The organism is Mycobacterium sp. NGS45 (assembly GCF_059812645.1).
In genome coordinates, this window is sequence record NZ_JCALDB010000004.1 from 1 (window position 1) to 25,824 (window position 25,824).

At 68.9% G+C, this 25,824-nt stretch carries 25 protein-coding genes, 1 tRNA gene and 1 other RNA gene; 11 read left to right on the forward strand and 16 right to left on the reverse strand.

Features of this window, described 5'->3' with window-relative positions:
• The 7 genes from AC5Y3P_RS05080 to aceE form a co-directional block, all read right to left on the reverse strand.
• On the reverse strand, positions 1-1,411 hold a 1,411-nt coding region (locus AC5Y3P_RS05080), incomplete at its 3' end, for an acyl-CoA carboxylase subunit beta (protein ID WP_500044801.1).
• A gap of 19 nt (positions 1,412-1,430) precedes the next feature.
• On the reverse strand, positions 1,431-2,684 hold the full coding sequence (gene kasB, locus AC5Y3P_RS05085; RefSeq protein ID WP_500044802.1) for a 3-oxoacyl-ACP synthase KasB: 1,254 nt from the start codon (positions 2,682-2,684) through the stop codon (positions 1,431-1,433).
• Positions 2,685-2,722: 38 nt separating this feature from the next.
• Complete coding sequence (gene kasA, locus AC5Y3P_RS05090) at positions 2,723-3,973, reverse strand: 3-oxoacyl-ACP synthase KasA (protein ID WP_500044803.1); 1,251 nt, start codon at positions 3,971-3,973, stop codon at positions 2,723-2,725.
• Entirely contained in the window at positions 3,970-4,269 is a 300-nt protein-coding gene (gene acpM, locus AC5Y3P_RS05095; protein ID WP_500044804.1) for a meromycolate extension acyl carrier protein AcpM, read from the reverse strand. Before acpM ends, kasA begins: the two co-directional genes overlap by 4 nt.
• 153 nt (positions 4,270-4,422) lie before the next feature.
• A complete protein-coding gene (locus AC5Y3P_RS05100; protein ID WP_500044986.1) occupies positions 4,423-5,340 on the reverse strand; it encodes an ACP S-malonyltransferase in 918 nt (305 codons plus the stop codon).
• Between the two features lie 145 nt (positions 5,341-5,485).
• Positions 5,486-6,772, reverse strand: coding sequence for a PucR family transcriptional regulator (locus AC5Y3P_RS05105; RefSeq protein ID WP_500044805.1), 1,287 nt, complete (start codon positions 6,770-6,772; stop codon positions 5,486-5,488).
• Positions 6,773-6,857: 85 nt separating this feature from the next.
• On the reverse strand, positions 6,858-9,656 hold the full coding sequence (aceE, locus tag AC5Y3P_RS05110; protein WP_500044806.1) for a pyruvate dehydrogenase (acetyl-transferring), homodimeric type: 2,799 nt from the start codon (positions 9,654-9,656) through the stop codon (positions 6,858-6,860).
• A gap of 136 nt (positions 9,657-9,792) precedes the next feature.
• Between aceE and AC5Y3P_RS05115 the strand changes: the two genes are divergently transcribed.
• From AC5Y3P_RS05115 to AC5Y3P_RS05130, 4 genes are all read left to right on the forward strand, one after another.
• Positions 9,793-10,338 (forward strand): Rv2240c family protein, encoded by a 546-nt coding sequence (locus AC5Y3P_RS05115; RefSeq protein WP_500044807.1) that lies wholly within the window; start codon positions 9,793-9,795, stop codon positions 10,336-10,338.
• Positions 10,339-10,411: 73 nt separating this feature from the next.
• A complete protein-coding gene (locus AC5Y3P_RS05120) occupies positions 10,412-10,840 on the forward strand; it encodes a DUF3052 domain-containing protein (protein WP_500044808.1) in 429 nt (142 codons plus the stop codon).
• Positions 10,840-11,310 carry a peroxiredoxin gene (locus AC5Y3P_RS05125; RefSeq protein WP_500044809.1) on the forward strand — a complete coding sequence of 157 codons (471 nt, stop codon included), beginning with the start codon at positions 10,840-10,842 and terminating at the stop codon, positions 11,308-11,310. Before AC5Y3P_RS05120 ends, AC5Y3P_RS05125 begins: the two co-directional genes overlap by 1 nt.
• 71 nt (positions 11,311-11,381) lie before the next feature.
• Positions 11,382-11,456: transfer RNA gene (locus AC5Y3P_RS05130), tRNA-Val, on the forward strand.
• 30 nt (positions 11,457-11,486) lie between these two features.
• On the opposite strand, the gene AC5Y3P_RS05135 is transcribed toward AC5Y3P_RS05130, so the two are convergent.
• On the reverse strand, positions 11,487-11,747 hold the full coding sequence (locus tag AC5Y3P_RS05135; RefSeq protein ID WP_500044810.1) for a hypothetical protein: 261 nt from the start codon (positions 11,745-11,747) through the stop codon (positions 11,487-11,489).
• A gap of 127 nt (positions 11,748-11,874) precedes the next feature.
• Positions 11,875-12,696 (reverse strand): oxygenase MpaB family protein, encoded by an 822-nt coding sequence (locus tag AC5Y3P_RS05140; RefSeq protein WP_500044811.1) that lies wholly within the window; start codon positions 12,694-12,696, stop codon positions 11,875-11,877.
• Positions 12,697-12,733: 37 nt separating this feature from the next.
• On the opposite strand from AC5Y3P_RS05140, the gene AC5Y3P_RS05145 reads away from it, so the two are divergent.
• Positions 12,734-13,705 carry a cobalamin biosynthesis protein gene (locus AC5Y3P_RS05145; RefSeq protein WP_500044812.1) on the forward strand — a complete coding sequence of 324 codons (972 nt, stop codon included), beginning with the start codon at positions 12,734-12,736 and terminating at the stop codon, positions 13,703-13,705.
• Here AC5Y3P_RS05145 and AC5Y3P_RS05150 read toward each other — a convergent pair.
• From AC5Y3P_RS05150 to AC5Y3P_RS05160, 3 genes are read right to left on the reverse strand one after another with little or no spacing between them, the layout of a single operon-like run.
• Complete coding sequence (locus AC5Y3P_RS05150) at positions 13,687-14,517, reverse strand: SURF1 family cytochrome oxidase biogenesis protein (protein WP_500044813.1); 831 nt, start codon at positions 14,515-14,517, stop codon at positions 13,687-13,689. The two genes, AC5Y3P_RS05145 and AC5Y3P_RS05150, sit on opposite strands and share 19 nt — an antisense overlap.
• Positions 14,514-14,999, reverse strand: coding sequence for a low molecular weight protein-tyrosine-phosphatase (locus AC5Y3P_RS05155; protein ID WP_500044814.1), 486 nt, complete (start codon positions 14,997-14,999; stop codon positions 14,514-14,516). Before AC5Y3P_RS05155 ends, AC5Y3P_RS05150 begins: the two co-directional genes overlap by 4 nt.
• Positions 14,992-15,666, reverse strand: a complete 675-nt coding sequence (locus AC5Y3P_RS05160; RefSeq protein ID WP_500044815.1) for an HAD-IA family hydrolase — start codon at positions 15,664-15,666, stop codon at positions 14,992-14,994. Before AC5Y3P_RS05160 ends, AC5Y3P_RS05155 begins: the two co-directional genes overlap by 8 nt.
• A gap of 43 nt (positions 15,667-15,709) precedes the next feature.
• On the opposite strand from AC5Y3P_RS05160, the gene AC5Y3P_RS05165 reads away from it, so the two are divergent.
• The 6 genes from AC5Y3P_RS05165 to rnpB all read left to right on the forward strand — a co-directional run bounded on the left by AC5Y3P_RS05165 (position 15,710) and on the right by rnpB (position 20,857).
• Positions 15,710-16,831 (forward strand): Nif3-like dinuclear metal center hexameric protein, encoded by a 1,122-nt coding sequence (locus AC5Y3P_RS05165; protein WP_500044816.1) that lies wholly within the window; start codon positions 15,710-15,712, stop codon positions 16,829-16,831.
• The gene (locus tag AC5Y3P_RS05170; RefSeq protein ID WP_500044817.1) at positions 16,831-17,559 is read left to right on the forward strand and encodes a zinc ribbon domain-containing protein; all 729 of its coding nucleotides are present in this window, start codon (positions 16,831-16,833) and stop codon (positions 17,557-17,559) included. Before AC5Y3P_RS05165 ends, AC5Y3P_RS05170 begins: the two co-directional genes overlap by 1 nt.
• On the forward strand, positions 17,556-18,737 hold the full coding sequence (locus AC5Y3P_RS05175; RefSeq protein ID WP_500044818.1) for a bifunctional RNase H/acid phosphatase: 1,182 nt from the start codon (positions 17,556-17,558) through the stop codon (positions 18,735-18,737). Before AC5Y3P_RS05170 ends, AC5Y3P_RS05175 begins: the two co-directional genes overlap by 4 nt.
• A gap of 31 nt (positions 18,738-18,768) precedes the next feature.
• Positions 18,769-19,125, forward strand: coding sequence for a VOC family protein (locus AC5Y3P_RS05180; protein ID WP_500044819.1), 357 nt, complete (start codon positions 18,769-18,771; stop codon positions 19,123-19,125).
• Positions 19,126-19,200: 75 nt separating this feature from the next.
• Complete coding sequence (locus tag AC5Y3P_RS05185) at positions 19,201-20,475, forward strand: HNH endonuclease (protein ID WP_500044820.1); 1,275 nt, start codon at positions 19,201-19,203, stop codon at positions 20,473-20,475.
• 18 nt (positions 20,476-20,493) lie between these two features.
• An RNA gene (gene rnpB / locus AC5Y3P_RS05190) (RNase P RNA component class A) lies at positions 20,494-20,857 on the forward strand.
• A 1-nt stretch (position 20,858) separates the two neighbouring features.
• Here rnpB and AC5Y3P_RS05195 read toward each other — a convergent pair.
• The 4 genes from AC5Y3P_RS05195 to AC5Y3P_RS05210 all read right to left on the reverse strand — a co-directional run bounded on the left by AC5Y3P_RS05195 (position 20,859) and on the right by AC5Y3P_RS05210 (position 25,757).
• Entirely contained in the window at positions 20,859-22,292 is a 1,434-nt protein-coding gene (locus tag AC5Y3P_RS05195) for a CYTH and CHAD domain-containing protein (protein ID WP_500044821.1), read from the reverse strand.
• A gap of 98 nt (positions 22,293-22,390) precedes the next feature.
• A complete protein-coding gene (locus AC5Y3P_RS05200; protein ID WP_500044822.1) occupies positions 22,391-24,385 on the reverse strand; it encodes a 5-oxoprolinase/urea amidolyase family protein in 1,995 nt (664 codons plus the stop codon).
• Complete coding sequence (locus tag AC5Y3P_RS05205) at positions 24,385-25,017, reverse strand: urea amidolyase associated protein UAAP2 (RefSeq protein ID WP_500044823.1); 633 nt, start codon at positions 25,015-25,017, stop codon at positions 24,385-24,387. The genes AC5Y3P_RS05200 and AC5Y3P_RS05205 overlap by 1 nt, the downstream gene beginning before the upstream one ends.
• Entirely contained in the window at positions 25,014-25,757 is a 744-nt protein-coding gene (locus tag AC5Y3P_RS05210; protein ID WP_500044824.1) for a DUF1989 domain-containing protein, read from the reverse strand. The genes AC5Y3P_RS05205 and AC5Y3P_RS05210 overlap by 4 nt, the downstream gene beginning before the upstream one ends.
• Positions 25,758-25,824: the final 67 nt, after the last annotated feature.

The following is a 25,824-nucleotide window of genomic DNA, read 5'->3' on the forward strand; positions in this document are numbered from 1 at the left end:
TGTTCTTGTGCCGACCGCGCCGGTGCGGAGCCTCGGCCAGCGCCTGGGTCAGCACGCTGCGGGTCTGCGACGGGTCGATCTTGGCGTCCACCACGCCGATCTCGATCGCGCTGTCCACACCGCCGGCGATCCGCTCATGCTCGAGCGCCAACTCCTCGTGCAGCGCTTCGCGCTCGTGGTCGGGCGCGGCGGCCAGCTTCTTCTTGTGCAGGATGCCGACGGCGGCTTTGGCGCCCATCACGGCCACCTCGGCGTCCGGCCAGGCGAACACCTTGGTGGCGTTCAGCGAACGTGAGTTCATCGCGATGTAGGCACCGCCGTAGATCTTGCGGGTCACCAGCGTGACGCGGGGGACCGAGGACTCGCCGAACGCGTGCAGCAGCTTGGCGCCGCGACGCACCACGCCGCCCCACTCCTGGTCCACCCCGGGCAGGTAACCCGGCACGTCCACGACCACCACCAGCGGAATGCCGAACGCGTCGCACAGTCGCACGAAACGTGCTGACTTCTCGGCACTTTCGGAGTTCAGGCAGCCGCCCAGGCGCAGCGGGTTGTTGGCGATCACACCGACACTGCGGCCGGCCAACCGGCCCAGCCCGACCACGATGGACGGGGCCCACTTGGCCTGGAACTCCTCGAACGGCACGTCGTCGTCGAGCAGCGCATTGATCAGCGGGTGCACGTCGTAGGCGCGGCGGGCCGAGGCGGGCAGCAATGCATGCAGGTCGGTGTCACCGGCTTCGGCCTTGCTGCGGTCGAAATGGCCCTGCTGGCTGAACAATCCGACCAGGCGACGGCCGCGCTCATAGGCGTCGAGTTCGTCGTCGGCGACAATGTGGCACACGCCGGACTTCTTGTGGTGCGCGTCCGGGCCGCCGAGCGAGACCATGTCGACGTCCTCGCCGGTGACGCTGCGCACCACGTCCGGGCCGGTGACGAACACCTTGGACTCGGGGGCCATGATGATGACGTCGGTCAGCGCCGGGCCGTAAGCCGCACCGCCGGCGGCGAATCCGACCACCACCGAGATCTGCGGGATGTAACCCGAGGCGCGGATCATTGCCTCGAACACCAGGCCGACGGCATGCAGGGCCTTGACGCCCTCGGCCAGCCGGGCACCGCCGGAATGCCAGATGCCGACGATCGGGCTCTGCTCGGCGATCGCGGTGTCGTAGGCATTGACGATGTGCGCGCAGCCTTCGATGCCCATGGCGCCGCCCATCACGGTGCCGTCGGTGCAAAACGCCACGGTGCGAACACCATTGACGGTGCCGGCGGCGGCCAGCACACCGGAGCGGTCCCGCTCGTGCAGGAGTTCGACGGAGCCGTCGTCAAAGAACGTCGACAGCCGCAGCAGCGGGTCGCGAGGGTCCAGGGATTCGTTCACCGCTTCGGGGGCCATCGTCGTCATATCGTCTCCTAGCTTCTCGTCAGTACTTCCCGAAGGCGAGTGCGACGTTGTGCCCGCCGAATCCGAAAGAGTTGTTCACCGCGTACCGGTAGTCCCCGGTCCGCGGGCTGCCCGCCACCACGTCCAGATCGATCTCGGGATCGAGATTCTCCAGGTTCAAGGTAGGCGGAATGACCCCTTCGCGCAGGGCCAGGACAGTGAGGATCGACTCGACGGCGCCGACGGCGCCCACCGAGTGACCCAGTGCCGACTTGGGCGCATACACCGCGGGGCGGTGGCCGCCCATGGCGTTGTTGATCGCCTTGCCCTCGGCGACGTCACCGACATTGGTGCCGGTGGCGTGGGCATTGATGTGGTCGATGTCGGAAGGCTGCAGGCCCGCCAACTCGACGGCACGCGAGATCGCGTGCCCGGCGCGTTCGCCGTTGGGATCGGGAGCCACCATGTGGAACCCGTCGGAGGTCACCGAGGCGCCCATGATGCGGCCCAAGATGTTGGCGCCGCGGGCCTTGGCGTGCTCCTCGGTCTCGATCACCAGCAGCGCGCCGCCTTCGCCGAACACGAAACCGTTGCGGTCCCGGTCGAACGGGCGGCAGGCACCGGCCGGGTTGTCGTTGGTGTTGGACAACACGATTCGCATCTGGGCGAAGCCGGCGATCGGCACGGCCTCGATCTTGGTTTCCACACCACCGCAGATCGCGATGTCGGCCTCGCCGTAGGCGATGTTGCGCCACGCGTTGGCGATCGCCTCCGAGCCCGACGCGCACGCCGAGATCGCAGTGGTCACACCGGCTTTGGCGCCACGCTCCAAACCGACGACCGCGGCCGCGCCGTTGGGCATGTACATCTGGACGACCAGCGGCGAGACCGCACGCAGACCCTTGGCCCGCATGCCGTCATAGGCGAACACCAATTCCTCGGTGGAACCCAAGCCGGTGCCGATCGACACCATCAGACGGTTGGTGTCGACCTCCGGTGAGCCGGCGTTTTCCCAAACCCGCCGGCCCAGCACGGTGGCCATCTTTTGGAGGTAGGACATCCTGCGCAGCTCAACCCGGTTGAGCTCACCGTCGAAATCTTCGAGTAGGTGACCGCCGATGCGAACCGGCAGGTCGTACTCCTCGATGAACGGATCGGTGAGGGTGCGAATCCCGGATTGCCCGTCGAGCAGGTTCTTCCAGGTGGTCTCGGCGTCGGTAGCCAGCGCCGTCGTCATGGCCACACCGGTGACCACGATATCCGGCAATCCATTGCCCGTTGTCGGAGAAGCCATGGCTGCCCAGGTTGTCCTTTCCCCTGTTCGTACTGCTGTCAGTACTTTCCGAAGGCCAGGGCGACGTTGTGGCCGCCGAAGCCGAAGGAGTTGTTGATCGCGTACTGGTAGTCGCCGTAGCGCGGTGCTCCGGCCACGACGTCCAAATCGATTTCCGGATCCGGCGTCTCGTAGTTCAGCGTCGGCGGGATGACGCCGTCACGCAGCGTCAGCACCGTCAACACCGACTCCAGGGCGCCGACGGCACCGATGGAGTGACCGAGCGCCGACTTGGGCGCGTAGACCGCGGCTTCCTGACATCCGGCAACCCGGATGGCGTTGGCCTCGGCGGTGTCACCGATCGGCGTGGCGGTGCCGTGTGCGTTGACGTGGTCGATGTCCTTGGCGGACAGGCCGGCCAGTTCCAACGCCCTGGTCATCGCCCGGCCGGCGCGCAGGCCGTCCGGCGAGGGAGCCACCATGTGATAGGCGTCCGACGTGATGCCGGCACCCAGCAACCGGGCCAGCGGCTTGGCGCCACGGGCCAGGGCATGCTCCTCGGTCTCGATGATCATCAGCGCACCCGCTTCGCCGAACACGAAGCCGTCGCGGTCCTTGTCGAACGGACGCGAGGCCGCGGCCGGGTCGTCGTTGCGGGTGGACATGGCGCGCATCATCGAGAACGCCGCGATCGGCAGCGCCTCGATGCCGCCTTCCACACCGCCGCAGACGGCGAAGTCGGCGTCACCCATGACGATCTGACGCCACGCGTGGGCGATGGCCTCCGAACCCGACGAGCAGGCCGACACCGGGGTGATGACCCCGGCACGTGCACCCAGCTCGAGGCCGGCGACCGCAGCCGCACCGTTGGGCATGATCATCTGAACGGCCAGCGGCGACACTTTGCGGGGGCCGCCCTCGTTCATCAGGTCATAGGTCTCGACGATCTTCTCGCCGCCACCCAGACCGGTGCCGATCACCACCGAGAAACGGTCCGGGTCGACCTCGGGCGTGCCCGCGTTCTCCCAGAGCCGCTTCGCGAGCAGCTTCGACATGCGTTGCACATAGGACATGCGACGCAGGTCCAGACGGGTCATGTGGTCGTCGACGCCGTCGACCAGGTGGCCACCGATCCGCACCGGAAGGTCCCACTTGGTGACGAAATCGTCGGTCAACTCACGGATGCCGCTTTCGCCGGCCAGGAGGCCCTTCCACGTGCTCTCGATGTCAGCCGCGAGCGCCGTGGTGGCCTCCACGGCGGTCACCACGACGTTCGGGAAGCCTCCGTTAGCAGTGGAAGGTCTGGTCATTCTGCCGAACCGAACTTCTCGCGCAGGGCGGCAGCAGCCTCGGGGTTCTCTTCCTCGAGCTTCTGGATGTAGCCGACGACGTCACCGACGGTGCGCAGGCCGGCGAGGTCCTCGTCCGGGATCTTCACGCCGTACTTGTCCTCGGTCTGCACCGCGATCTCCACCATCGACAGCGAGTCGATGTCCAGGTCGTCGACGAAGCTCTTCTCCGGGGTCACCTCGGAGGGCTCGATACCGGTGACCTCTTCGATGATCTCGGCGAGACCGGCGATGATTTCTTCTTGACTGGCGGCCACAGTGTGGCTCCCTTCATTTCATTGATGGCCCGGGGGCGGGAAGAGCTTCCCGGGTCGACTGGGTAGATCCGGTTGGGTCGTACTGGTCGTCGGTTGTCGTACAGGTCGTACGGGGTCATGCGGGTACTGCGTATGTGGTTGTTCTGGCGGCTCCTAGAGCTCAGCGAGTCCGTCCAGGTCTGCCGGGGACTTGATGGCGCGCGTCGGCACTCCCCGAAGTTCACGTTTGGCGATTCCGACCAGCGTTCCGGCCGGCGGGAATTCCACGATGGCGCTGACCTCGCGGTCGCGCAGGCTTGCGTTGCACAGGTCCCACCGCACCGGGTTGGTGAGCTGGGCGACCAGCTTGTCCATCGCGTCGGCCGGTGAGGCGACCGGCTGGCCGTCGGCGTTGCTGAGCAGAGTGACCCGCGGGTCCAGCGCGTCGGCGGTGCTGACCGCGCCGGCGGCCGCCGAGTAGCCCTGCTGCGCCGAGGCCATGAACTGGGTGTGGAAGGCACCTGCGGTGGCCAGCTGACGCACCCGGGCCTTGGCCGGCGGGTTCTCGGCCAGCTTGGCCAGTGCCTCGACCCGGCCGGCGGCCACGATCTGGCCGGCCGCGTTGCGGTTGGCCGGCACCAGGTCCAGGTCGGCCAGCGCGGCCAGCACCTCGGCCTCGTCGCCGCCGAGCACCGCGGACATGCCGGTGGGCTCGTCATTGCAGGCCTTGGCCATCTCGGCGCCGCGGGTGGCGGCCAGCTTGACCGCGTCGTCGGCGGAGATGAGGCCGGCGATCGCATAGGCGGCGATCTCACCGACCGAATGTCCGGCCATCACCAGGTTGGCGTCGGCCAGCAGGCCGCGCTTGGTCAGCTCCTGGTGGGCCAGCAGGGTCGCAGCCACCACCAGCGGCTGCGTGACCGCGGTGTCGGTGATCTCGTCGGCGGTCGCGGTGCTGCCCAGCCGGGCCAGATCCAGACCGCTGATCTGCGACCAGGTGGCGATCTGATCGGCGGCCCCGGGCAGCTCCAACCACTCGGTCAGCATTCCGGGAGTCTGCGACCCCTGGCCGGGGGCGAGCAGCGCGATCACGGGTGTCGTTTCAGGCACTCATTAAGAAAACATTGTGAAGACGCATTTGCGGGGTGTAAGAGATTATGAACCTTGTCTTATGTTTTTGTGGAGTTCCCACAAAACGGCATGTGATGCGACTTCAATGAGACCTGGCTGCGACCTGTCAGACGGCTTTGCTGTCGTCCCCGGCGTCGGGTTTGCTCGCGGTGACTTGCTTCACAACAGTGTTTAGCGTGCTCGGGTGGATGGCTTGCGGCGCCAGCCGGCCCACGGTGCAGGCCACCCGCAGGACGTAGGCATCGCGCGGCTCGGTCGGGTCCCGGCCGGTGAAGTCGGCGATCCGCTTGAGTCGGTAGCGGACGGTATTTGGATGAACGTACAACCGGCGCGCACAGGCCTCGATCGCGCCGCCGGAGTCCAGGTAGGCGTCCAAGGTCTCGGTCAGTGCCGGGCCGGCATCGGCCAGCGGTCGCATGATTTCGGTGTGCAGGGCGGCAATCGCGGACTGGTCACCCATCAGAGCGCGTTCGGGCAGCAATTCGCGGGCCGGCACCGGCCGTGGCGCTCCGGTCCAGCCGGGCACCGCATTCATCCCGGCGATCGCCTCCCGGGCGCTGTAGTGCGCCGCGGTCAGCGTCGGCGCGGTCGGTCCGATCACCACCGGACCCTCGGAGAACGCGGTGAGCAGATCGGGCAGCAGCTTGTCGGTGGGGGTCAGCAGGCCGGAGACGATGACCACCAACCAGGTGCCGTGCACATCGGTCAGTGCGGCGCGGCCGTGCCGGGTGGTCACTTCGCGCACTGTTTCGGAGGCCAACTCGCCGCGCTCGGACGGCGGGGTGCCGACCACCACGGTGGCCGGCGCGGTGGTGTCCCAGTTCAATGCGGCTGAGCGGGACAGCAACTCGGCGCCGGTGTCCCCGCGCACGATCGCGTCCACGACGCTGGATTCCATCCGGGAGTCCCAGGCGCCACGGGCTTCGGCGGCATCCGCGTAGGCCGCCGCGGCGGCGAACGCCAGGTTGCGGCTGTAGCGCAGGATGCCGACGGCCAGCGCCACCATCTGTTCGTCGTTGCGGGCCAGCTGCGGCACCACCTCTTCGAAGAACTCCATCGACACCCGCACCATGTCGACGGTCTGCCGCAGCGCGATGCGTCGGGTCAGGTCCTGCGGCACCAGGGCGAACGCCTCGGCGGTGTAGCCGACGTCGCTCTCCGGGTCGTGCAGCCACTCGGAGAAGTTGACCACCGCGGTCTGCACCACCAGCTGCACGCTGGCGCGCTGGGCGGCCTCGAGTTCGGCGAAGAACGGCAACCGCTCGGACATCGCCTGCACGGCTTCGGTGGCCAGCCGTCCGGAGTACTGCTTGAGCCGGCGCCGCAGCGAGTCGGGGATGTTCCCCAACAGCGCCAGCGGCTGACGCGAGGTATCGAACGGGTTCTCCGGCACCCCTAGAATCTACGCCCCGACCTTTGCGATTTCGGTGCGCGTAGGGGTGCTCAGCGCCCCCAAACGCACCGAAATCGCAGGTCGGTCAGGCGCTGCCGGTGTCCTTGAACGAGACCCCGGCCGCGTGCACGTCGTCGATCCGGTACTTCCGGGCCGCCTCGACCGCCACCGACGGATCGATCTCACCGTCGCGGGCCAGCGCCTCGAGCACGGCCACCGCCACCGACTCGGCGTCGGTGTTGAAGTAGCGCCGGGCGGCCGGGCGGGTATCGGAGAAGCCGAATCCGTCGGTGCCCAGCGTGATGTAGGTGTTGGGCACCCAGGCGCGGATCTGCTCGGGCACCGCGCGCATCCAGTCGCTGACCGCGACGGCCGGGCCCGCGGTGTCGCGCAGCGCCTGGGTCACATAGGCCACCGGGGCGTCGTCGCCGTGCAGTTCCGGATGGCGCAACCGCTGCTGCTCGACCGCGACGCCGTCGCGGTTGAGCTCACCCCAGCTGGTCACCGACCAGACGTCGGCGGCCACGTCCCAGTCGGCGGCCAGCAGTTCGGCGGCGCGCAGCGCCTCGGGCATCGCCACCCCGGAGGCCAGGATCTGCGCGACGTGTGAACGCGGCTCGGGTGCGGCCTGGAACCGGTAGATACCGCGCAGCAGACCCTCGGGGTCGAAGTCCTTGGGCTCGGCCGGCTGCACGTAGGGCTCGTTGTAGATCGTCATGTAGAAGAAGACGTTCTCCGGGTTCTCGCCGAACATCCGGGCCAGGCCGCTTTCGATGATGTAGGCGATCTCGTAGGCGAACGCCGGGTCATAGGCCACCACGGCGGGATTGGTGGAGGCCAGCAGCTGCGAATGTCCGTCGGCGTGCTGCAGGCCCTCACCGGTGAGCGTGGTCCGGCCGGCCGTCGCACCCAGCACGAAGCCGCGCGCCATCTGATCGGCCGCGGCCCAGAACCCGTCGCCGGTGCGCTGGAACCCGAACATCGAGTAGAAGATGTAGATCGGGATCATCGGCTCGTTGTGCGTGGCGTAGGAGGTGCCCACGGCCGTGAACGACGCCGTCGACCCGGCCTCGTTGATGCCCTCGTGCAGGATCTGGCCGGTTTCGCTTTCCTTGTAGGCCAACATCAGGTCGGCGTCCACCGAGGTGTAGAGCTGCCCGTTGCGGTTGTAGATCTTCAAGTTGGGGAACCACGAGTCCATCCCGAAGGTGCGGGCCTCGTCGGGGATGATCGGGACCAGCCGCGGCGCAATGTTCTTGTCGCGCAACAGTTCCTTGAAGGTACGCACGGTGGCCATGGTGGTGGCCACCTCCTGTTGGCCGGAGCCCTTCTTCAGCGACTTGTAGGTCTCCCGCGGCGGCAGCGGCAGCGCCTTGCTCTTGGTCCGGCGCTCCGGGACGAAACCGCCCAGCGCGCGACGACGGTCGAGCATGTAGCGGATCTCGGGGGCCTCCGGGCCGGGGTGGTAGTACGGCGGCAGGTAGGGGTCCTGCTCCAGCTGCTCGTCGGAGACCGGGATCCGGATGGCGTCGCGGAAGTACTTGAGGTCCTCCAACGCCAACTTCTTCATCTGGTGAGTGGCGTTGCGGCCCTGGAAGTGTGCGCCCAGCGAATAGCCCTTGATGGTCTTGGCCAGGATCACCGTCGGCTGACCCTTGTGCTCCATGGCCGCGCGGTAGGCCGCGTACACCTTGCGGTAGTCGTGCCCGCCGCGTTTGAGGTTCCAGATCTGCTGGTCGGTCATGTCCTCGACCAGCGCCTTGGTGCGCGGGTCGCGGTGGAAGAAGTGCTCGCGCACGAACCGGCCGTCGTTGGCGCGGTAGGTCTGGTAGTCGCCGTCGGGCGTGGAGTTCATCAAGTTGACCAGTGCGCCGTCGCGGTCGGCGTGCAGCAGCGCGTCCCACTCGCGGCCCCACACCACCTTGATCACGTTCCAGCCGGCGCCGCGGAAGAACGACTCCAACTCCTGGATGATCTTGCCGTTGCCGCGCACCGGGCCGTCCAGGCGCTGCAGGTTGCAGTTCACCACGAAGGTCAGGTTGTCCAGACCCTCCAGGGCAGCCACGTGTGCCAGGCCGCGACTTTCCGGTTCGTCCATCTCGCCGTCGCCGAGGAACGCCCACACGTGTTGATCGGAGGTGTCCTTGATGCCGCGGTCATGCAGATAGTGGTTGAACCGGGCTTGGTAGATGGCGTTCATCGGGCCCAGGCCCATCGACACCGTCGGGAACTCCCAGAAGTCCGGCATCAACCGCGGATGCGGGTAGGACGGGATGCCGCCGCCGGGATGGCTGTGCTCCTGGCGGAAACCGTCGAGCTGGTCTTCGGTGAGCCGGCCTTCCAGGAAGGCGCGGGCGTAGATGCCGGGGGAGGCGTGGCCCTGGATGAAGATCTGGTCCCCGCCGCCCGGATGGGCCTTGCCCCGGAAGAAGTGGTTGAAGCCGACCTCGTAGAGCGCGGCACTGGAGGCGTAGGTGGAGATGTGTCCGCCGACGCCCACGCCGGGCCGCTGCGCGCGGTGCACCATGATCGCGGCGTTCCACCGGATCCAGGCCCGGTAGCGGCGCTCGACGTCCTCGTCGCCGGGGAACCACGGCTCGAGCTCGGTGGGGATGGTGTTGACGTAGTCGGTGGAGGTCAGCGCCGGGATCGAGACGTGTTTTTCGCCGGAGCGCTCCAGCAGACGCAACATCAGATACCGGGCCCGGGCCGGACCCGAGCGGTCCAACAGGTCATCGAAGGACTCGAGCCATTCCGCGGTCTCCTCCGGGTCGATGTCGGGCAGATACGACGCGACACCCTCCCGGATGACCCGAACCCGGTCGGGTTCGGCTGCGGTGCCGGAGTTTTGGGCCAGGTCTTGGCGCACGAACTCGGTAGTCAACGCATTTCTCCTCGATCGTGGCGCGGGGGTCACCCGCGCGGGGTACGACCCCCATCCTGCCCCCTTCGCTTTGATCGCGGCGGACTGATCCAACCTCTGGCGTACAGCGCGGCTCCGGCGCGGTAACGTCTGCCGGGTGCAGAGCCGAAGGGTGCGCGTCGTCGTCGGGGTGATCGCGCTGGGCATATTCACCGTCGCTGGGTGCACGCAAGTCAGTGGGGGCACCGCAACGGTGGACGCCAAGGACGTGCCGGCCTACCGGTCGTCGACCTCGGCGTCGCAGTCGGCGGCGTCGGTGACGTCCAGCGTGCGGGAGTCGCAGCGGCAGGCCTCCTTGACGACAGAAGCCATCCACACCGTGTGCGAGACGTTGTCCACCCGCAGCGCCGATGCGGTCAAGACCGTCAACGCTTACGTCGAAGCGGTCAATAGTGGCGGCGACGCCGAGGGCGCCAAGCAGCCGGCCGTCGATGCGCTCAACAGCAGCGCTGATGACGTCGAACGCGATATGAACGACCGGGTGCCCGGCCAGTTGCGCGGCGCGCTGCAGGCCTGGGTGGATGCCTCGCGCGCGGCGGCCGGCGCGGTCGGGGGCTCCCCGGAGCAGTTCAACAACGCGGTCAACCGGGTCAACGACACCCGTACCGAAGCGCTTGCCCAGTGTGACGCGGCGTATCGGTGAAACAAACCCGCCGGGTTGTGCAACGATGAGCACAAATCGGCATGAAGCGCGGACAAACGGAGGAGGAAACACGGTGGTGGCGGCGGATGGCGCCCCGAATTACGCCCAGAGGTTGGGCATCCAACGAGATCAGGTGGTCCAAGAACTCGGGTGGGACACCGACACCGACGATGACATCCGCGCCGATGTCGAAGAGGCTTGCGGCAGCGAACTTCTCGACGAAGACGCCGATGAGGTCATCGACGTCGTGCTGCTCTGGTGGCGCGACGACGACGGCGACCTGGTGGACGCGCTGATGGACGCCATCACGCCGCTGGCCGACGACGGCGTCGTCTGGGTGATCACACCCAAGACCGGCAAGCCCGGACATGTGCAGCCGGCCGAGATCGCGGAGTCCGCGCCGACGGCCGGGCTGATGCAGACCTCGTCGCACAACCTGGGGGACTGGAGTGCCAGTCGCCTGGTGCAGCCGAAGTCCAAGGCCGCCGGACGGCGAACCTGATGCTGACCCCTGGGACCGAGGCACCCGATTTCACACTCAAGGACCAAAACGGCCGGCCGGTGACGCTGTCGAGCTACCGCGGGCAGCGCAATGTGCTGCTGGTGTTCTTCCCGCTCGCGTTCACCGGGATCTGCCAGGGCGAACTCGACGCGGTGCGCGACGAATTGCCGCGCTACGAGAATGACGACACCGTGACTCTGGCGGTCTCGGTCGGCCCGCCGCCCACGCACAAGATCTGGGCGATCCAGAGCGGCTTCACCTTCCCGGTGCTGTCCGATTTCTGGCCGCACGGCGCGGTGACGCAGGCCTACGGCGTGTTCAACGAGCAGGCCGGGGTGCCCAACCGCGGCACCTTCCTGATCGACCGGGACGGCATCATCCGGTTCGCCGAGTGCAAGGAACCCGGCGAGGCACGCGATCAGTCGGTGTGGCATGCGGCGCTGGCGGCCCTGGAGTCCCAAGCCGGCTAGCCGGTCCGCGTGCGGTTGGACAGGCACGAATTGGCGCCGTGGCAGCCCGGTTCGGTAGCCTGCCACGGCACGGGCGCGTAGCTCAGTGGTAGAGCTCTGGTTTTACACACCAGCGGTCGGCGGTTCGATACCGTCCGCGCCCACCAAGGTCAGTGCAGCGGCTGGTTCCGCGTGAGTCAGCAGGGCGTGCTCGGATCCGCGTCGGTCGGGACCCTGCCGTTGCTCACCGGATCGTGGCAGGCCCGGAAGCAGTTGGTGAAACCCATTGCGCTTTCACAGTGCTGGAAGCTGCCGTCTTCCCATGGGTCGTTGTCGCAGTAGCCACCCCACGGCGTGTTGAAGCACTCGCCGGGCAGAGCCTGCGCATCGGCCGGTGCCACCAGCACGGCCATCGCCGCCAACGGGGCGCAGACCCCGGTAAACAGAAGCTTCTTCATTGCAGTTGTCCTCCTCCCGATGCGGCAGGTCACCTGGATATACCCACTGATCACCTCGTTTACCCGCGTTGCAGCGGCGCGCACCCAGAGGCGCGGCAGGCCACGCGGGGCGCGACGCCGTCGTCGTTCAGACGATGCGCTTGCCGCGCCGGGCCCGGGCCCGCATATCCCACAGATAGCTCTGATACCCCAGCACCCACAGTCGGTGTGGGATCAGCCGGTCGGCCAGCCGCAGCGCGGCCAGCAGCCACTCGAACCGGCGCTGCTGGCCCGAATCCCAGTCCAGCCGCATCAACTCGCGGAACCGCTGCGGCAGGAAGCCGGCGGTGGCCCACAGGTTGAACCGGCCCAGCGTGGCCTCGACCGGCCGGCCCAAGAACTTCATCGAGGCCACCCCGCGCAGGTGTTCGCGCACCGGTTCGGCGATGTCGAGTTCGTCCAGCGAGCGCTTCCAGTAGTCCTCGAACGCGTCCCGGTCGGCCGGCCACATCGATTCGCGCACCTGCAAGGTGGTGCCGAGCGTGCGGGCGTCGGCGTAGATCGCGTCTGCGGCCGCGTCGTCGAGCGGGCCGTACAGCAGCTCGTGCTGGTCGACGAAATAGCGGTACAGGCAGGCCGTCACCCACAGCTGCAGCTTCGGGTCGAAGGCGTTGTAGCGCACCGGGGAAGTCTCGGTGGAGCGCACCTGGGCGTGCGCGGTGTCGACGGCCTCGCGGATCAGCTCGCGGTCGCGTTCGGTGCCGATGGTTGCCGCCGCCAGATAGGTGCCGGTGGTGCGGGCCCGCTTGAACGGATGCTTGTAGACGTTGCCGCTGTCGACCGGACTCTCCAGCACGCCATAACCCACGCCCGGCCGGGCCAGCTGCATGATCACGTTGGACGCCGGCATCAGCGCTGCCAGCGGGTTGAGCAGGTCGGCGACGCGGGTGGGATGTCGGACAGGGCCCATGGATGGCAGTACACCACTCATGAGAGCCTTGCCGGTGATGAATCTGGGGATTGCCGGGGGTGGTCTGCTCGCCGGATATCTGGCCGACGTGGTGCTGGCCGATCCGCGCCGCGGCCATCCGGTGGCCGGCTTCGGCACCGCGGCCGCGGCCCTGGAACGACGCACCTACCGGGACGACCGTGCCGCCGGCGTCGCGCATGTCGCGTTGCTGCTGGCCGGGGTGGGTCTGGCTGCGACGACGGCGTCGCAGCTGGCGGCGCGCCGCGGTCCGGTCTGCGGGGTTGCGGTATGTGCGGCGGCCACCTGGGCCGCGCTCGGCGGCACCTCGCTGGGCCGCACCGGAGCGCAGCTGGCCGATCTGCTCGACGCCGACGATCTGGATGCCGCGCGCGGTTTGCTGCCGTCGCTGTGCGGGCGGGATCCGGCCGCCCTGGACGCCGACGGGTTGGCCCGGGCCGCGCTGGAATCGGTTGCCGAGAACACCTCCGACGCGCAGGTGGCGCCCGCGCTGTGGGTGGCGCTGGGTGGCGCGCCTGCGGTGTTGGGCTACCGGGCGATCAACACGCTGGACGCGATGATCGGGTACCGCTCCGCGCGGTATGCCCGATTCGGTTGGGCGGCAGCGCGTCTGGACGACGTCGTCAACTACGCCCCGGCCCGGCTGGCCGGGGCGTTGACCGTGCTGTGCGCACCGGCCGTCGGTGGTTCACCGCGTGCGGCGGCCCGGGTCTGGCGCCGCGACGCGCATCGACATCCCAGCCCGAACGCCGGCGTGGTCGAAGCCGCGTTCGCCGGAGCGCTGGGGATCCGGCTGGGCGGGCCCACGCAGTACGCGCACGAACTCGAGCTGCGTCCGACGCTCGGCGACGGGCCGGTGCCCACGGCGGCCGATCTGCGGCGCGCGGTCACGCTGTCGCGCTGGGTACAGGCCGGTGCCGTCGCGGTGGGCGTCGGTGTGGCGGCTGGCCTTACGCGGCTGGCGGAGCGGTCTCAGCGGCGGCGGCCGTAACGGTCGGCCAGCTTGTCCTCGACGGTGACCGGTTCGGAACTGCCGGCGGCTTGGGCGGCGTCGTCGGCTTCCTTCTCCCGGCGGCGGGCCTGGATCTCCTTGTAGACGAAATAGCCCAGCCCCAGCGGGGCGAACAGACCGAACGCGATCCACTGGATGCCGTAGGACAGGAACGGCCCGGCATCCAGGTGCGGCAGCGCCAGCACACCCAGCCCGCCGGGCTGATCGGCCACCAACTGTAGATACGACCCGGTCAGCGGGACACCGAACAGCCCGGCCAACTGCGTGGTGTCGATCGCGTACACCTGCTGCACACCGTCCTCGATGAACGGCTCTTTGTCCCGCGGCGCCTTCTCCGAGTTCCGCAGCCGCGCGGTCAGCGTCACGGTGCCGTCCGGGACCGCCTCGATGTCGGGCACTTTCGAGCCCTGGACCGGACGCACGTAGCCGCGGTCGACCAGCACGGTCGGCCCGTCTTGCACGACGAACGGCACCAGCACCTGGAACGCCGCGTCGCCTTCCACCACCCGCAGCCGGGCCAGGATCTGGCGTTCCGGCAGATAGTGCCCGGTCGCGATGACCTCCCGCCACTGCTCATCGGGGGCCGATGAATCCTGGTGCGGCAAGACATCTTTCACCGGCACCGGGTCGGCCGTCAGGGCTGCGTTGATCTGCGCGTTCTCGCGTGAGGTGGTGGTGTTCTTGCCCAGCTGCCACGGTGCGAGCACGGTGAAGCACAGGTAGGCGAACGCCGCGACCACGATCGCCAGCGCGATCCAGCCGGGCTTGAACAAGAACGCCAGCCGTCTCACGGCGCTGCACCACCGAGCCGGGCGTCGACCCAGTCGTGCAGGCCGGGCAGCGCGGCTTCGATCACCGCGAAGGCTTCCTCGAAGTCGGCCAGCTCGCCGTAGTAGGGGTCTTCGACGTCGAGCGCATGGGCGCCCGAGCGCGGGTCGAACGAGCGCAGCATCCGGACCCGCTCCGGTTCGACCCCGAGCTGAGTCAGGATCCGCATGTGGTTGCGGCCCAGCGCGATGACCAGATCGGCCCCCAGATGGTCATCGCCGAGGTGGGCGGCGACGTGCTCGGTGGGGTAGCCGTGTGCTGCAAGCACCTCGGTGGCCCGTCGATCCGCGCTGTTGCCGGCGTGCCAGTCGCCGGTGCCGGCGCTGCTGACCCGGACTGCGTCGGCCAGACCGCGTTCGGCGATCTGATGGGCGAACATCTTCTCGGCCATCGGGGACCGGCAGATGTTGCCCGAACAGACGAACGTCACGTGCAGTTCAGACACCGAGCACCTCACGCAGCGCGATCACGTCGGCGACCCGGACCGGACCGTCGCCGTCGCCGTCGACGAAGTCGTGCCGGCCGTAACCCCAGTCGACCACCACGGTGTCGATGCCGTGCGCGGCCGCGCCGTCGACGTCGTGGCTGCGGTCACCGACCATCAGCACCCGCTCGGGCAGCGGCTGCAACTGGGCCAGCGCATGCGCGACGACGTCGGCCTTGGCGGCGCGCACCCCGTCGGCGCTGGCCCCGGCGATCACCTCGAAGTGGTCGGCCAGGCCGAAGTGCGCCAGGATCCGCTGCGCGGTCCGTTCGGCCTTGGACGTGGCCACCGCGAGCCGCACCCCGGCTGCGCTCAGGTCCTCGAGCAGCTCGGGGATGCCGTCGTACGGGGTGTTCATGGCCCAGCCGCGGTCGACGTAGTCGGCCCGGTAGGCCGCAATGGCCTCGTCGGTGCGCTCACCCAGACCCAGTGAACCCAGCGTGTGGTGCATCGGCGGGCCGACGATCCGGGCCACCAGATCGCCGTCCGGCACCGGCGCGCCGACCTGCTCGAGGGCATGCCGGAAGCTCGCGACGATGCCGACTGCCGAGTCGGTCAGCGTGCCGTCGAGGTCGAAGAGCACCAGTTGCGGGTGCAGCGCGCGCAGGGTCGGGGCCAGTTCGGTCACGCTGCCATTGTCCCTGATCGGCCGAGCACTACTGTTTCTAGGCGTGAGTGTGCGCCTGGCTGACGTGATCGAGGTGCTCGACGCGGCCTATCCGCCGCGGCTGGCCCAGTCCTGGGATTCGGTCGGGTTGGTCTGCGGTGACCCCGACGCCGACGTCGACTCGGTGACCATCGCCGTCGACGCGACCGCTGAAGTGGTCGCCGACCTGCCGGAACGCGGGCTGCTGCTGGCGCATCACCCGCTGCTGCTGCGCGGGGTGGACTCGGTGGCCGCCGACACCGCCAAGGGCGCGCTGATCCACCGGATGATCCGGGCCGGGCAGGCGCTTTTCACCGCGCACACCAACGCCGACGCGGCCGCCCCCGGGGTGTCCGACGCGCTGGCCGAGGCCCTGGGGCTGACCGTGGTCGACGTGCTCGACCCGGCTCCGAGCGGGCCGGACCTGGACAAGTGGGTGATCTTTGTGCCCCCAGAGTCGGCCGAACCGGTGCGCGCGGCGATCTTCGCGGCCGGCGCCGGGCAGATCGGGGACTACTCGTGTTGCAGCTGGAGTGTGACCGGCACCGGTCAGTTCCTGCCGCAGCAGGGCGCGTCGCCGGCGGTCGGGGTGGTCGGCACCGTCGAGCGGCTGCCCGAGGACCGCATCGAGGCGATCGCGCCGGCTGCTCGGCGCGCAGCGATACTGGCCGCGATGCGCGCGGCGCATCCCTACGAGGAGCCGGCCTTCGACGTGTTCGCCCTGGCGACGCTGCCGTCCGGGATCGGGATCGGGCGGATCGCGGAACTGGCCAGCCCGGAGCCGCTGGCGGCGTTCGTGGCGCGGGCCGGGCAGCGGTTGCCGACGACGTCGTGGGGAGTGCGTGCTTCCGGCCCGCCGGATCTGGAGGTGTCGCGGGTGGCGCTGTGCGGTGGTGCCGGTGATTCACTGCTGGGCCGGGTGGCCGGCGCGGGCGTGCAGGCCTACCTGACCGCCGATCTGCGCCACCATCCCGCCGACGAGCACCGGCGGGCCTCCGAGGTGGCGCTGATCGACGTGGCACATTGGGCTTCTGAACAACCGTGGTGTCGGCAGGCCGCCGGCCTGCTGACCGCGGCGTTCACCGACGCGTTACCGGTGCGGGTCAGCGAGATCCGTACCGACCCTTGGAATCTGGGAGTGCATTGATGAAAGCCGATCTGTGGCAACAGCGTTCGCTACTGGAGATCTCGCAGATCGACGCCGAACTGGCCCAGGTGGCACACCGGGCGGCCAACCTGGCCGAGCAGCGCCGGGTCGATGAGCTCACCGAGCAGCAGCAGGCCGCGACCGACCGGCTCGCGGTGCTGCGGATCGCCGCCGAGGACGTCGACGGTCAGGTCAGCCGACTGGAGGCCGAGATCGACGGGGTGCGCCAGCGCGAGGACCGGGACCGTGACCTGCTGGCGTCCGGCAATGTCGGCGCCAAGCAGCTGACCGAATTGCAGCACGAGTTGGAAACCTTGGAGCGCCGGCAATCCGCGCTGGAGGATTCGCAGCTCGAGGTGATGGAACGCCGTGAACAACTCGGCGCCGAGCAGGACGAAGAAGCCGCCACCATCGAACGGCTGGCCGGTGAGATCGAGGCCGCCGGAGCCGACCGGGACGCTGCGCTGGCCGAGATCGAAACCATCCGTGCCGAGCGGGCATCGCGCCGAGAAACCTTGGTGCAGAGTGTGAATCCGGACCTGATGAAGCTCTATGAGCAGCAGCGGGCGAAGACCGGTGCGGGCGCGGGTGCGTTGCAGGGTCGGCGCTGCGGGGCCTGCCGGATCGAGATCGACCGCGGCGAGATGTCCCGGATCAGCGCTGCCGCCGACGACGACGTCATGCGCTGCCCGGAGTGTGGCGCGGTGCTGGTGCGGGCCACGCTGTGAAGGTGTTGATCGAGGCCGACGGTGGTTCGCGCGGCAACCCCGGCCCGGCCGGCTATGGCGCCGTGGTGTTTTCGGCTGACCGCGCCACGGTGCTGGCCGAGCGCAAGGAAGCCATCGGGATCGCCACCAACAACGTCGCCGAGTATCGCGGTCTGATCGCCGGATTGACTGCCGCGGCCGAGCTCGGTGCCGCCGAGGTTGCGGTCGCGATGGATTCCAAGTTGGTGGTCGAGCAGATGGCGGGCCGGTGGCGGGTCAAGCATCCGGATCTGATCGACCTGCACGGCCAGGCCCGGGCGTTGGCCGGCCGCTTCGATGCGGTGTCCTACCGCTGGATTCCGCGCGCCCAGAATGCGCACGCCGACCGGTTGGCCAATGAGGCGATGGATGCCGCGGCGGAGCTGGCGGGCGGCGCGGGAGGCGGGGCGGAACCGGTTTCCGGGGAGACGTCGTCGTCGAATTCCGAAGGGGTGGAACCAGTTTCCGGGGATGCGTCGTCCGCGGCGGGGGACAAGCCCCCGGCGCTGGGGGACAAGCCCGCGGCGCCGGGCTGGACCGGGGCGCGCGGTACCCCGACCCGGTTGCTGCTGCTGCGGCACGGACAGACCGACCTGTCGGTGCAGCGCCGCTATTCCGGCCGGGGCAACCCGCCGCTGACCGAGCTGGGCCGGGCCCAGGCGGCCGCGGCCGCGAACTTCATCGGCGGGCGCGGCGGGATCGCGGCGGTGTACTCGTCGCCGCTGCAGCGCGCCTATGACACCGCAGCCGCGGTGGCCGCGGAGCTGGGGCTGCCGGTGACGGTCGACGACGATCTGATCGAGACCGACTTCGGCAGTTGGGAGGGCTTGACGTTCGGTGAAGCCAGCGCCGGACACCCTGAGCTGCACGGGCGTTGGCTGCGGGACACCTCGGTGCTGCCGCCGGGCGGCGAGAGCTTCGATGCCGTGCACGACCGGGTGCGGCGCGCCCGCAATCGGATCATCGCCGAACACGGTGGCGCGACGGTGCTGGTGGTGTCGCACGTGACGCCGATCAAGACCGTGCTGCGGATGGCGCTGGACGCCGGTCCGAGCATTCTGTACCGGCTGCATTTGGATCTGGCGTCGCTGTCCATCGCGGAGTTCTACTCTGACGGCTTGGCGTCGGTACGGTTGGTCAACGAGACGTCATATCTGTAATCGGTTGGTAGTTCACCTTGGGGAGGAAGAAGTGTCTGATCACGAAGTACGGATGATTGTGCTGTCGACCGACGATCTGGACGAGTCGATCAAGTTCTACAGCGAGACGTTGGGCATGCCGCTGAAGTTCCGCGACGGCGCGCACTTCGCGGCGCTCGACGGCGGATCCATCACGCTGGCGTTGGCCACCGCCGTCGACCATCCGATTCCGGGTCAGGTGGTGGTGGGGATCAAGACCGCCGACGTCGACGGCGCAGCCAAGGCCATCGAGGCGCAGGGTGGCGGCGTGGTGAAGGGCCCGTACGACGACGCCCATGAACGCCGTGCCGTGGTCTACGACAACAAGGGCAACGGCCTGGTGTTCTACAGTCCGCTGCCGCGCAAGTAGCCGCGCGGGCTCGCTGCGGTGACTGCCCACTGAAGTGGGCAGGAATTGTCGTGGGGTCGGTGTACCTTCGAAAGTATGTTCGAGAATGTTTCGGAGTTCGACCCCGCGGCCGATGAAGCGAGCCTGATCTCGTTCATCGGCGAGATGGAGGCACTCAAGTCTGCGGCCGCCGCGCAGCAGGCGCGGGCGGCGGCTGCGCTGGCGGCGGCGCGGCAGGCCGACGAGATTGCGCGCGGCGTATCCGCCGCTCGCCGCGGCCGCGGGTTGGCCGCCGAAGTGGCGTTGGCACGCAAGGATTCGCCGGCACGCGGGAACCGGCATCTCGGGTTCGCCAAGGCCCTTGTACACGAGATGCCGCACACCTTGGCCGCACTGGAATCCGGGGTGCTCTCGGAGTGGCGGGCCACGCTGGTGGTCCGCGAATCGGCCTGCCTGGACGTCGAGCATCGGCGGACCTTGGATGCCGAGTTGTGCGCTGACCCGGCGGGATTGGTCGGGCTTGGCGACGCCCGGATCGCCGCGGCAGCCAAGGCGATCGCCTACCGGTTGGATCCGAAGGCCATCGTTGATCGGGCAGCGCGCGCCGAATCCGAACGCTGCGTGACGGTTCGGCCGGCCCCGGACACCATGTCCTACGTGACCGCTCTGCTGCCGATGGCGCAGGGAGTTTCGGTGTACGCCGCGCTCAAGCGGGAGGCCGACGTGTGCTGCGATGGACGCTCGCGCGCTCAGGTCATGGCCGACACCCTGGTAGAGCGGGTGACTGGCCGGTCGGCCGCAACTGCGACGCCGATCGCGGTCAACCTGGTGCTCTCTGACGACAGCCTGATGGGCGGCTCGGCGCCGGCCACAGTGAGCGGCTACGGGCCGGTGCCTGCCGAGATCGCCTGCCGTCTGGTCGAAGCCGCGCTGACCGATCCGGCCTCGACAGCGACGCTGCGCAAGCTGTACGCCAGCCCCGAGACCGGCGCTCTGGTGGCGATGGAGTCTCGGTCCCGGAAATTTCCCAAGGGCCTGGCGGCGTTCATCGGATTGCGGGATCAGCAGTGCCGCACCCCGTATTGCGACGCCCCGATCCGGCACATCGACCACGTCGAAGCTGCCGCGCACGGCGGGCCGACCGCCGGGATCAACGCGCAGGGGCTGTGCGAGGCGTGCAATTACGTCAAACAGGGCGAACGCTGGCGGGCCAAACCGGTGCAGACGAGCGGCAGGCACAGCACCGAAATCACCACGCCGACCGGTGCGCAGTACGACTCGACGGCACCGCCGGTGCGTCGTCCGCGGCGACGCGAAAGCGCGGTCGAGGGGGAGTTGGGCTGGAAGCTCTGCGACCGGCACGCGGCTTGATACGCTGATCTGCGCGAACGAGTTGGCCGGGCGGCCGCGGAGAGATCCGAGGAAAGTCCGGACTTCACAGAGCAGGGTGATTGCTAACGGCAATCCGAGGTGACTCGCGGGAAAGTGCCACAGAAAACAGACCGCCGAAAGGTAAGGGTGAAACGGTGCGGTAAGAGCGCACCAGCATCCCGGGTGACCGGGGTGGCTAGGCAAACCCCACCCGAAGCAAGGCCAAGAAGGCCGCTGATGCGGTCGCGCAGGCGCTCGAGGGCTGCTCGCCCGAGCCTGCGGGTAGGCCGCTCGAGGTACCCGGCGACGGTGTGCCCAGATGGATGGTCGCCGCTGTAGCTGCGCTACAGAACAGAATCCGGCTTACAGGCCAACTCGTTCGCCTACATCGCCTTCTTGAGCTTCTTCAGGGCAGCGCCGAGCTGATCCCGCGCGTCGCGGGCCAACTGGTCCTCGCGCTGGTACAGCACGCCGTAGGTGAAGGTGTCCTCACCGGCCTCGTGCGCCGCCTGGGCCTGCTTGGCCAGGTGGGTGCGGCTGACCACGGCATCCTGGTGATCGCCGAGCAAGGTTTGGATGGTCTTGGCGGCCTCGGACACCTTGGCCTTGCCGGTGGCCGCCGCGGTGTAGCGCAATCGTTTGGCGCTCTTGCGGATTCGGTGCAACGCTTCGTCGTGATGCACGGCGTCGGCCGTATCGGCGTGCTTGGCGGCTTTACGCACCCGACGGTAGGCGGCGTCAAGCGAGACCGGGGCATCGTCGCTGTCCGCGGGCAACGCGCTGACGTGTTCGAGGGCGTCGAGCAGACGGAAGTAGCGCGGCGTACGCATCGCCATCAGCGAGCGGCGCAGCCCGGTGTCGTAGCGGCGCCGCGCACCGCCGACCAGGCGCTCGTGCACCGGCCCGCGGATCAGCGCCTCCGGCAGCGCGTCCAGGGCCTGCTGGTACTTCTCGCCGAGCACTTCGGCGTCGCGCGCGGTGCCCAGGATGGCGGCCAGCTGGCGCAACTCGTCGAGCACCCAGGCGTCCTCGGCCTTGTCGAAGCCCACCTCCTTGAGCAGGCTGCGTAACTTGCGGATGGTGACCCGCATCTGGTGAACCGAATCCCAGGCGTCGGCGCGCACGGCACGATCCCAGATGATCAGCTCGTCGACGTGCTCGGCGATGGCTCGCTGAACCGACTTCTTGGGTGCTTGCACGCCTTCCGGCTTGGCAGGCAGGATCCGCGCCAGCTTCGATCCGTGACCGGCCGGACGGGCCCCGGCGTCGATCAGTCGGTTGCTCAGCCGGTCCAGCAAGTCGAAGTCGTCGACGCCGGGAGCGAGTTCCAATTCCCATTCCCGCCACTGCTGTTCGTTCTCGCCGGCCGAGGCGGTCACCTGGTCGTCGCAGAACTCGGCGAGCGGCGGCCCTTCGGCCGACCGCAGCGACTGCACCTGCCGGGTGGTCTGGATCCGGGCCACCGGAACCAGCGGCCGATCCCGCACCACGGCCAGCACCACGTCGCGCAACTCCTCGGGCACGTCCTCGGAGTCCACCGGGACGTGCACCTCGGTGCGGGAGTCCGGGCCGGCCGGCAACTTCAGATGCCAGCCGTCGTCCGGGCCGCCGCGGCGCCTGCGCAGCGTGATCCGATTCCGTGCCAGGTCATGCTCGGCGGTGTCGAAGTAGGTCGCGTCGAGTTCCTGGGTCGGTGACAACTCGACGTGCGCGATCACGGTCAAACCGTCGAAGGACGGCGCGACGGCGGTGTCATCGACGTCGAACTTGCGCTCGACTTCGGTGTAGCGGACGGATTTTGGCTTGTCTTTGGCCATATCGGCGCCTTTGCTCACCTTCGCGTCGGGGGGCGGCGGGCGCCGCGGGTTCCTCCCAGCCTAGCCAAGTGGCGACGACGACGGCATTGACACCGGGGTCAGGATGCGCGGGCCTGGAACTCGCCTGCCTCGGCCCAGGCCTGTCGCTCGGCGCCGAACGCGGCGACCTGTTGCCGGCGGAACGCCGCGATCGGCTCGGCCTCGGCGGCCAAGAACTGCTGATAGGCCGGTAGCGAGAACTGGCCGTCGCTGATCTCGACCGCGCCGCGACCGGCGGCCATGTCGGCGCGCAACTCGGTCAACTCCTCGGCGCTGACCGGGTAGAAGCTGATCCGGTCGAAGTAGCGCAGCAACCACGGCGTGCCGGGCTCGAACGAACCGGCGGTACCTGGATGGCAGTGGTTCCACACCTGGGTGGTGCGGCCCACGAACTGGTAGCCGCCCGGTCCCTCCATGCCGTAGATGCACAGGTAGGCGCCGCCGATGCCGACCGCGTTCTCCGGGGTCCAGGTGCGCGCGGGGTTGTACTTGGTGGTGACCAACCGGTGCCGCGGGTCCAGCGGCGTGGCCACCGGCGCACCCAGGTACACGTCACCGAGGCCGAGCACCAGATACTGCGCAGCGAAGACGGTGTCGTAGACCTCCGAGACGTCGGCCAGACCGTTGATCCGCCGGATGAACTCGATGTTGTCCGGGCACCACGGCGCATCGGCGCGCACGCCGTGCACGTAGCGCTGGATCGCTTCCCGGGTGGACGGGTCGTCCCAGGACAGCGGCAACCGGACCGTGCGGCTGGGCAGCACCAGCTGATCGGCCGGTGGCAACGCGTCGTCGAGTTCACCGAGCAACGCGGCGACCTCGGCCGGTGAGCACACCGCGGGATCGAACTGCACCTGCAGCGACCGGACTCCCGGCGTCAGTTCGGTGACCCCAGGCACCTCGATCTCGGTCAGCCGCTGATGCAGCGCGTGCACCCGCGCGCGCAGCGTCAGATCCAGCGCCATCGGTCCGTACTCGACCAGCGCGCCACCGTCGCCGCAACGACGTACCGTGACGTCGGTGCCGTCGGCGCTGACGAATCGGCTCAACACGCCGTCGTCGCCGTCGCCGCCGGCCGAACTGACCCACGGCCAGGCCGCCCGCCGGCCGGCGTCGATGGTGCGTGGCGAGGGCGCGCGGTCGGTGCGCACCGGCACGAAGCGCACGGTGTCCCCGGGTGCGAGCTGACCCAGTTTCCAGCGGTCCCCGGCCACCACGGTGACCGGGCAGACGAACCCGCCCAGGCTGGGGCCGTCCGGGCCGAGCAGGATCGGGGTGTCGCCGGTGAAGTCCAGGGCGCCAACGCAATACGCGTTGTCGTGGATGTTCGACGGGTGCAGACCGGCCTCGCCGCCGTCGGTGCGGGCCCACTGCGGTTTGGGTCCTTCCAAGCGCACACCGGTGCGGTCGGAGTTGAAGTGCACGGTGTAGTCGGTACCGAAGAGGCTCTCGATGTCGGCCCGGGTGAAGAACTCCGGTGCGCCGTGTGGGCCTTCGGTGACCGCCAACTGCCAGCGGTGCCCGATCGCGGGCTGCTCGTCGATCGCGGCGCGCGCGTCTCGCTCGGCCCGGTGCGGGCCCGGGTCGACGCCGACGGTGAGCTGATCGCCCGCCCGTAGCGTCCGGCCGTCGTGGCCGCCGAACGCCGCCAGCGTGAACGTCGCTGCACTGCCCAGGTATTCGAGTTCGATCAGCGCGCCGGCGAACAGCAGGTAGCAGCGCATACCGGGTCCGCACAGCGCGCCCACCTCGAGCACGCCGCCGGACGGCACTCGCACCGACTGCCACATCGGTACGGCACGGCCGTCGACACTGACCGGTACCGGGGCGCCGGTCACCGCGACCCGACCGCCGTCCGGGAAGCGCAGCGTTGGTCCGCCGCGGGTGCATTCCAGGCCGGCGGCGCCCTCCGGATTGCCCAGCACCCGGTTGCCGATCCGGAACGACAGGTCGTCCATCGGGCCCGACGGCGGCACCCCGACGCCCCAGTGGCCCACCCGGCCGGGCCAGTCCTGCACCGTGGTCAGCATGCCGGGGCTGATCACCTCGATCATCACCGCGTGATCACCATCTGGACCGGGGTGGGGTCGAAGCCGTTGCAAGGGTTGTTGATCTGCGGGCAGTTGGACACCAGTACCAAAGTGTCGGTCTCGGCCCGCAGTGTCAGCGACTTGCCCGGCGCCGACAGCCCGTCGACGATGCCCAGCGTGCCGTCGGCTTCCACCGGGACGTTCATGAAGAAGTTGACGTTGGACACCAGGTCGCGCTTGCTCATACCCCAGCGGAGGGCCTCGGCCAGGAAGTTCTCGGCGCACGCGTGCTGGTGCACGGTGTGATGCCCGTAGCGCAGCGTGTTGGACTCCTTGGAGCACGCCCCGGCGATGGTGTCGTGGTTGCCCACCTCGTCGGCGACGATGCTCACCAACGCGGTGCCGTCGGCGGCCCGCAACACCGAACCGGTGGTCAGGAACACGTTGCGCTGCGCGGCCACGGTGGCTTGCGCGCTGTAGCGCAGCTGCGGGTCCGGCACTCCGTCGCGCACACCGTAGAACAGCGTGTCGACGGCCTGGTTGCCGTGCAGGTCGATGATCTGCAGGTGTTGGCCGGCGGTGAGGATGGCCGACCACGGCGCACAGGCCGCCACTACCTGGTCGACGACGACGGTCCGATCGGTGGTCAGTGTCATGGCATGGTCCTTGCGCTGGATTGGGCTGCAGCCCAGGTGGATTCGGTGTTGAACAGGGCGCGCAGGTATTCCGGGTCGGCATTGACCGGGGTGCTCAACTGCTCGTCGGCGCGCCAGGCCAGCACGTCGAGCGGACTGCCTGCTGGATTCGGGTCCAATGGATGGGCGGTGTTGGCCAGCACCGCCACCACCGGCAGGTGCACCAGCAGGTCGACTGCGGTGCCTGGGCTCGCCGAGCCGATAAAACTCAGCTCACCGTCGGACTGCACCCGCACACCCTGGAAGAACGAGACGGAGGGGGCCAGGTCCCGGCTGTCCAGCCCGTGTTTGTGCGCACCCAGCAGCAGCGCCTGCCAACCCGCCGGGGTGGGCCCGCACAGCGTGTCGTGCTGACCGGAACTGTCGGCGACGACGGTGGCCAGCACCCGGCCCTGGTCGGACAGCAGGGGATGACCGACGCCCAGGTAGGCCTGCCAGGGCACCTTGATGGTGTCGGCGACGTTGAGTCGCTCCCACGGCGCGTCGGCGCGGAACAGCAGCAGGTGCGCGCAGGCCCGCCCGTCCGGATCGGCCAGTCGCAGCCGGGTGCCGCGGCCGAGCACCCGGCTGGCATACGAGCCGGCCGGCACCGATTCGGCCCACAGCGGCGCGAGCCCCGGGCTCGGCGGGATCCGCAGCGTGGCGTCATGGGCCTGTGCGCGAGCGTGCGCACGGGCGTCCCGGGTGGATGCAGTGCTCATTGGGTCCTCCCTCGAATAACTGTCGGTCGAAAGTTTTGCGACGGGTCATTCCGGCCCGATGTCCGGT

Bases quoted from the DNA above. Each gene is read 5' to 3' on its own strand.
- kasB (WP_500044802.1), bottom strand. From the start codon at position 2,684: ATGGCTTCTCCGACAACGGGCAATGGATTGCCGGATATCGTGGTCACC.
- kasA (WP_500044803.1), bottom strand. From the start codon at position 3,973: ATGACCAGACCTTCCACTGCTAACGGAGGCTTCCCGAACGTCGTGGTG.
- AC5Y3P_RS05125 (WP_500044809.1), top strand. From the start codon at position 10,840: ATGCTGACCCCTGGGACCGAGGCACCCGATTTCACACTCAAGGACCAA.
- AC5Y3P_RS05135 (WP_500044810.1), bottom strand. From the start codon at position 11,747: ATGAAGAAGCTTCTGTTTACCGGGGTCTGCGCCCCGTTGGCGGCGATG.
- AC5Y3P_RS05140 (WP_500044811.1), bottom strand. From the start codon at position 12,696: ATGGGCCCTGTCCGACATCCCACCCGCGTCGCCGACCTGCTCAACCCG.
- AC5Y3P_RS05145 (WP_500044812.1), top strand. From the start codon at position 12,734: ATGAATCTGGGGATTGCCGGGGGTGGTCTGCTCGCCGGATATCTGGCC.
- AC5Y3P_RS05170 (WP_500044817.1), top strand. From the start codon at position 16,831: ATGAAAGCCGATCTGTGGCAACAGCGTTCGCTACTGGAGATCTCGCAG.
- AC5Y3P_RS05185 (WP_500044820.1), top strand. From the start codon at position 19,201: ATGTTCGAGAATGTTTCGGAGTTCGACCCCGCGGCCGATGAAGCGAGC.
- AC5Y3P_RS05195 (WP_500044821.1), bottom strand. From the start codon at position 22,292: ATGGCCAAAGACAAGCCAAAATCCGTCCGCTACACCGAAGTCGAGCGC.
- AC5Y3P_RS05200 (WP_500044822.1), bottom strand. From the start codon at position 24,385: ATGATCGAGGTGATCAGCCCCGGCATGCTGACCACGGTGCAGGACTGG.
- AC5Y3P_RS05205 (WP_500044823.1), bottom strand. From the start codon at position 25,017: ATGACACTGACCACCGATCGGACCGTCGTCGTCGACCAGGTAGTGGCG.
- AC5Y3P_RS05210 (WP_500044824.1), bottom strand. From the start codon at position 25,757: ATGAGCACTGCATCCACCCGGGACGCCCGTGCGCACGCTCGCGCACAG.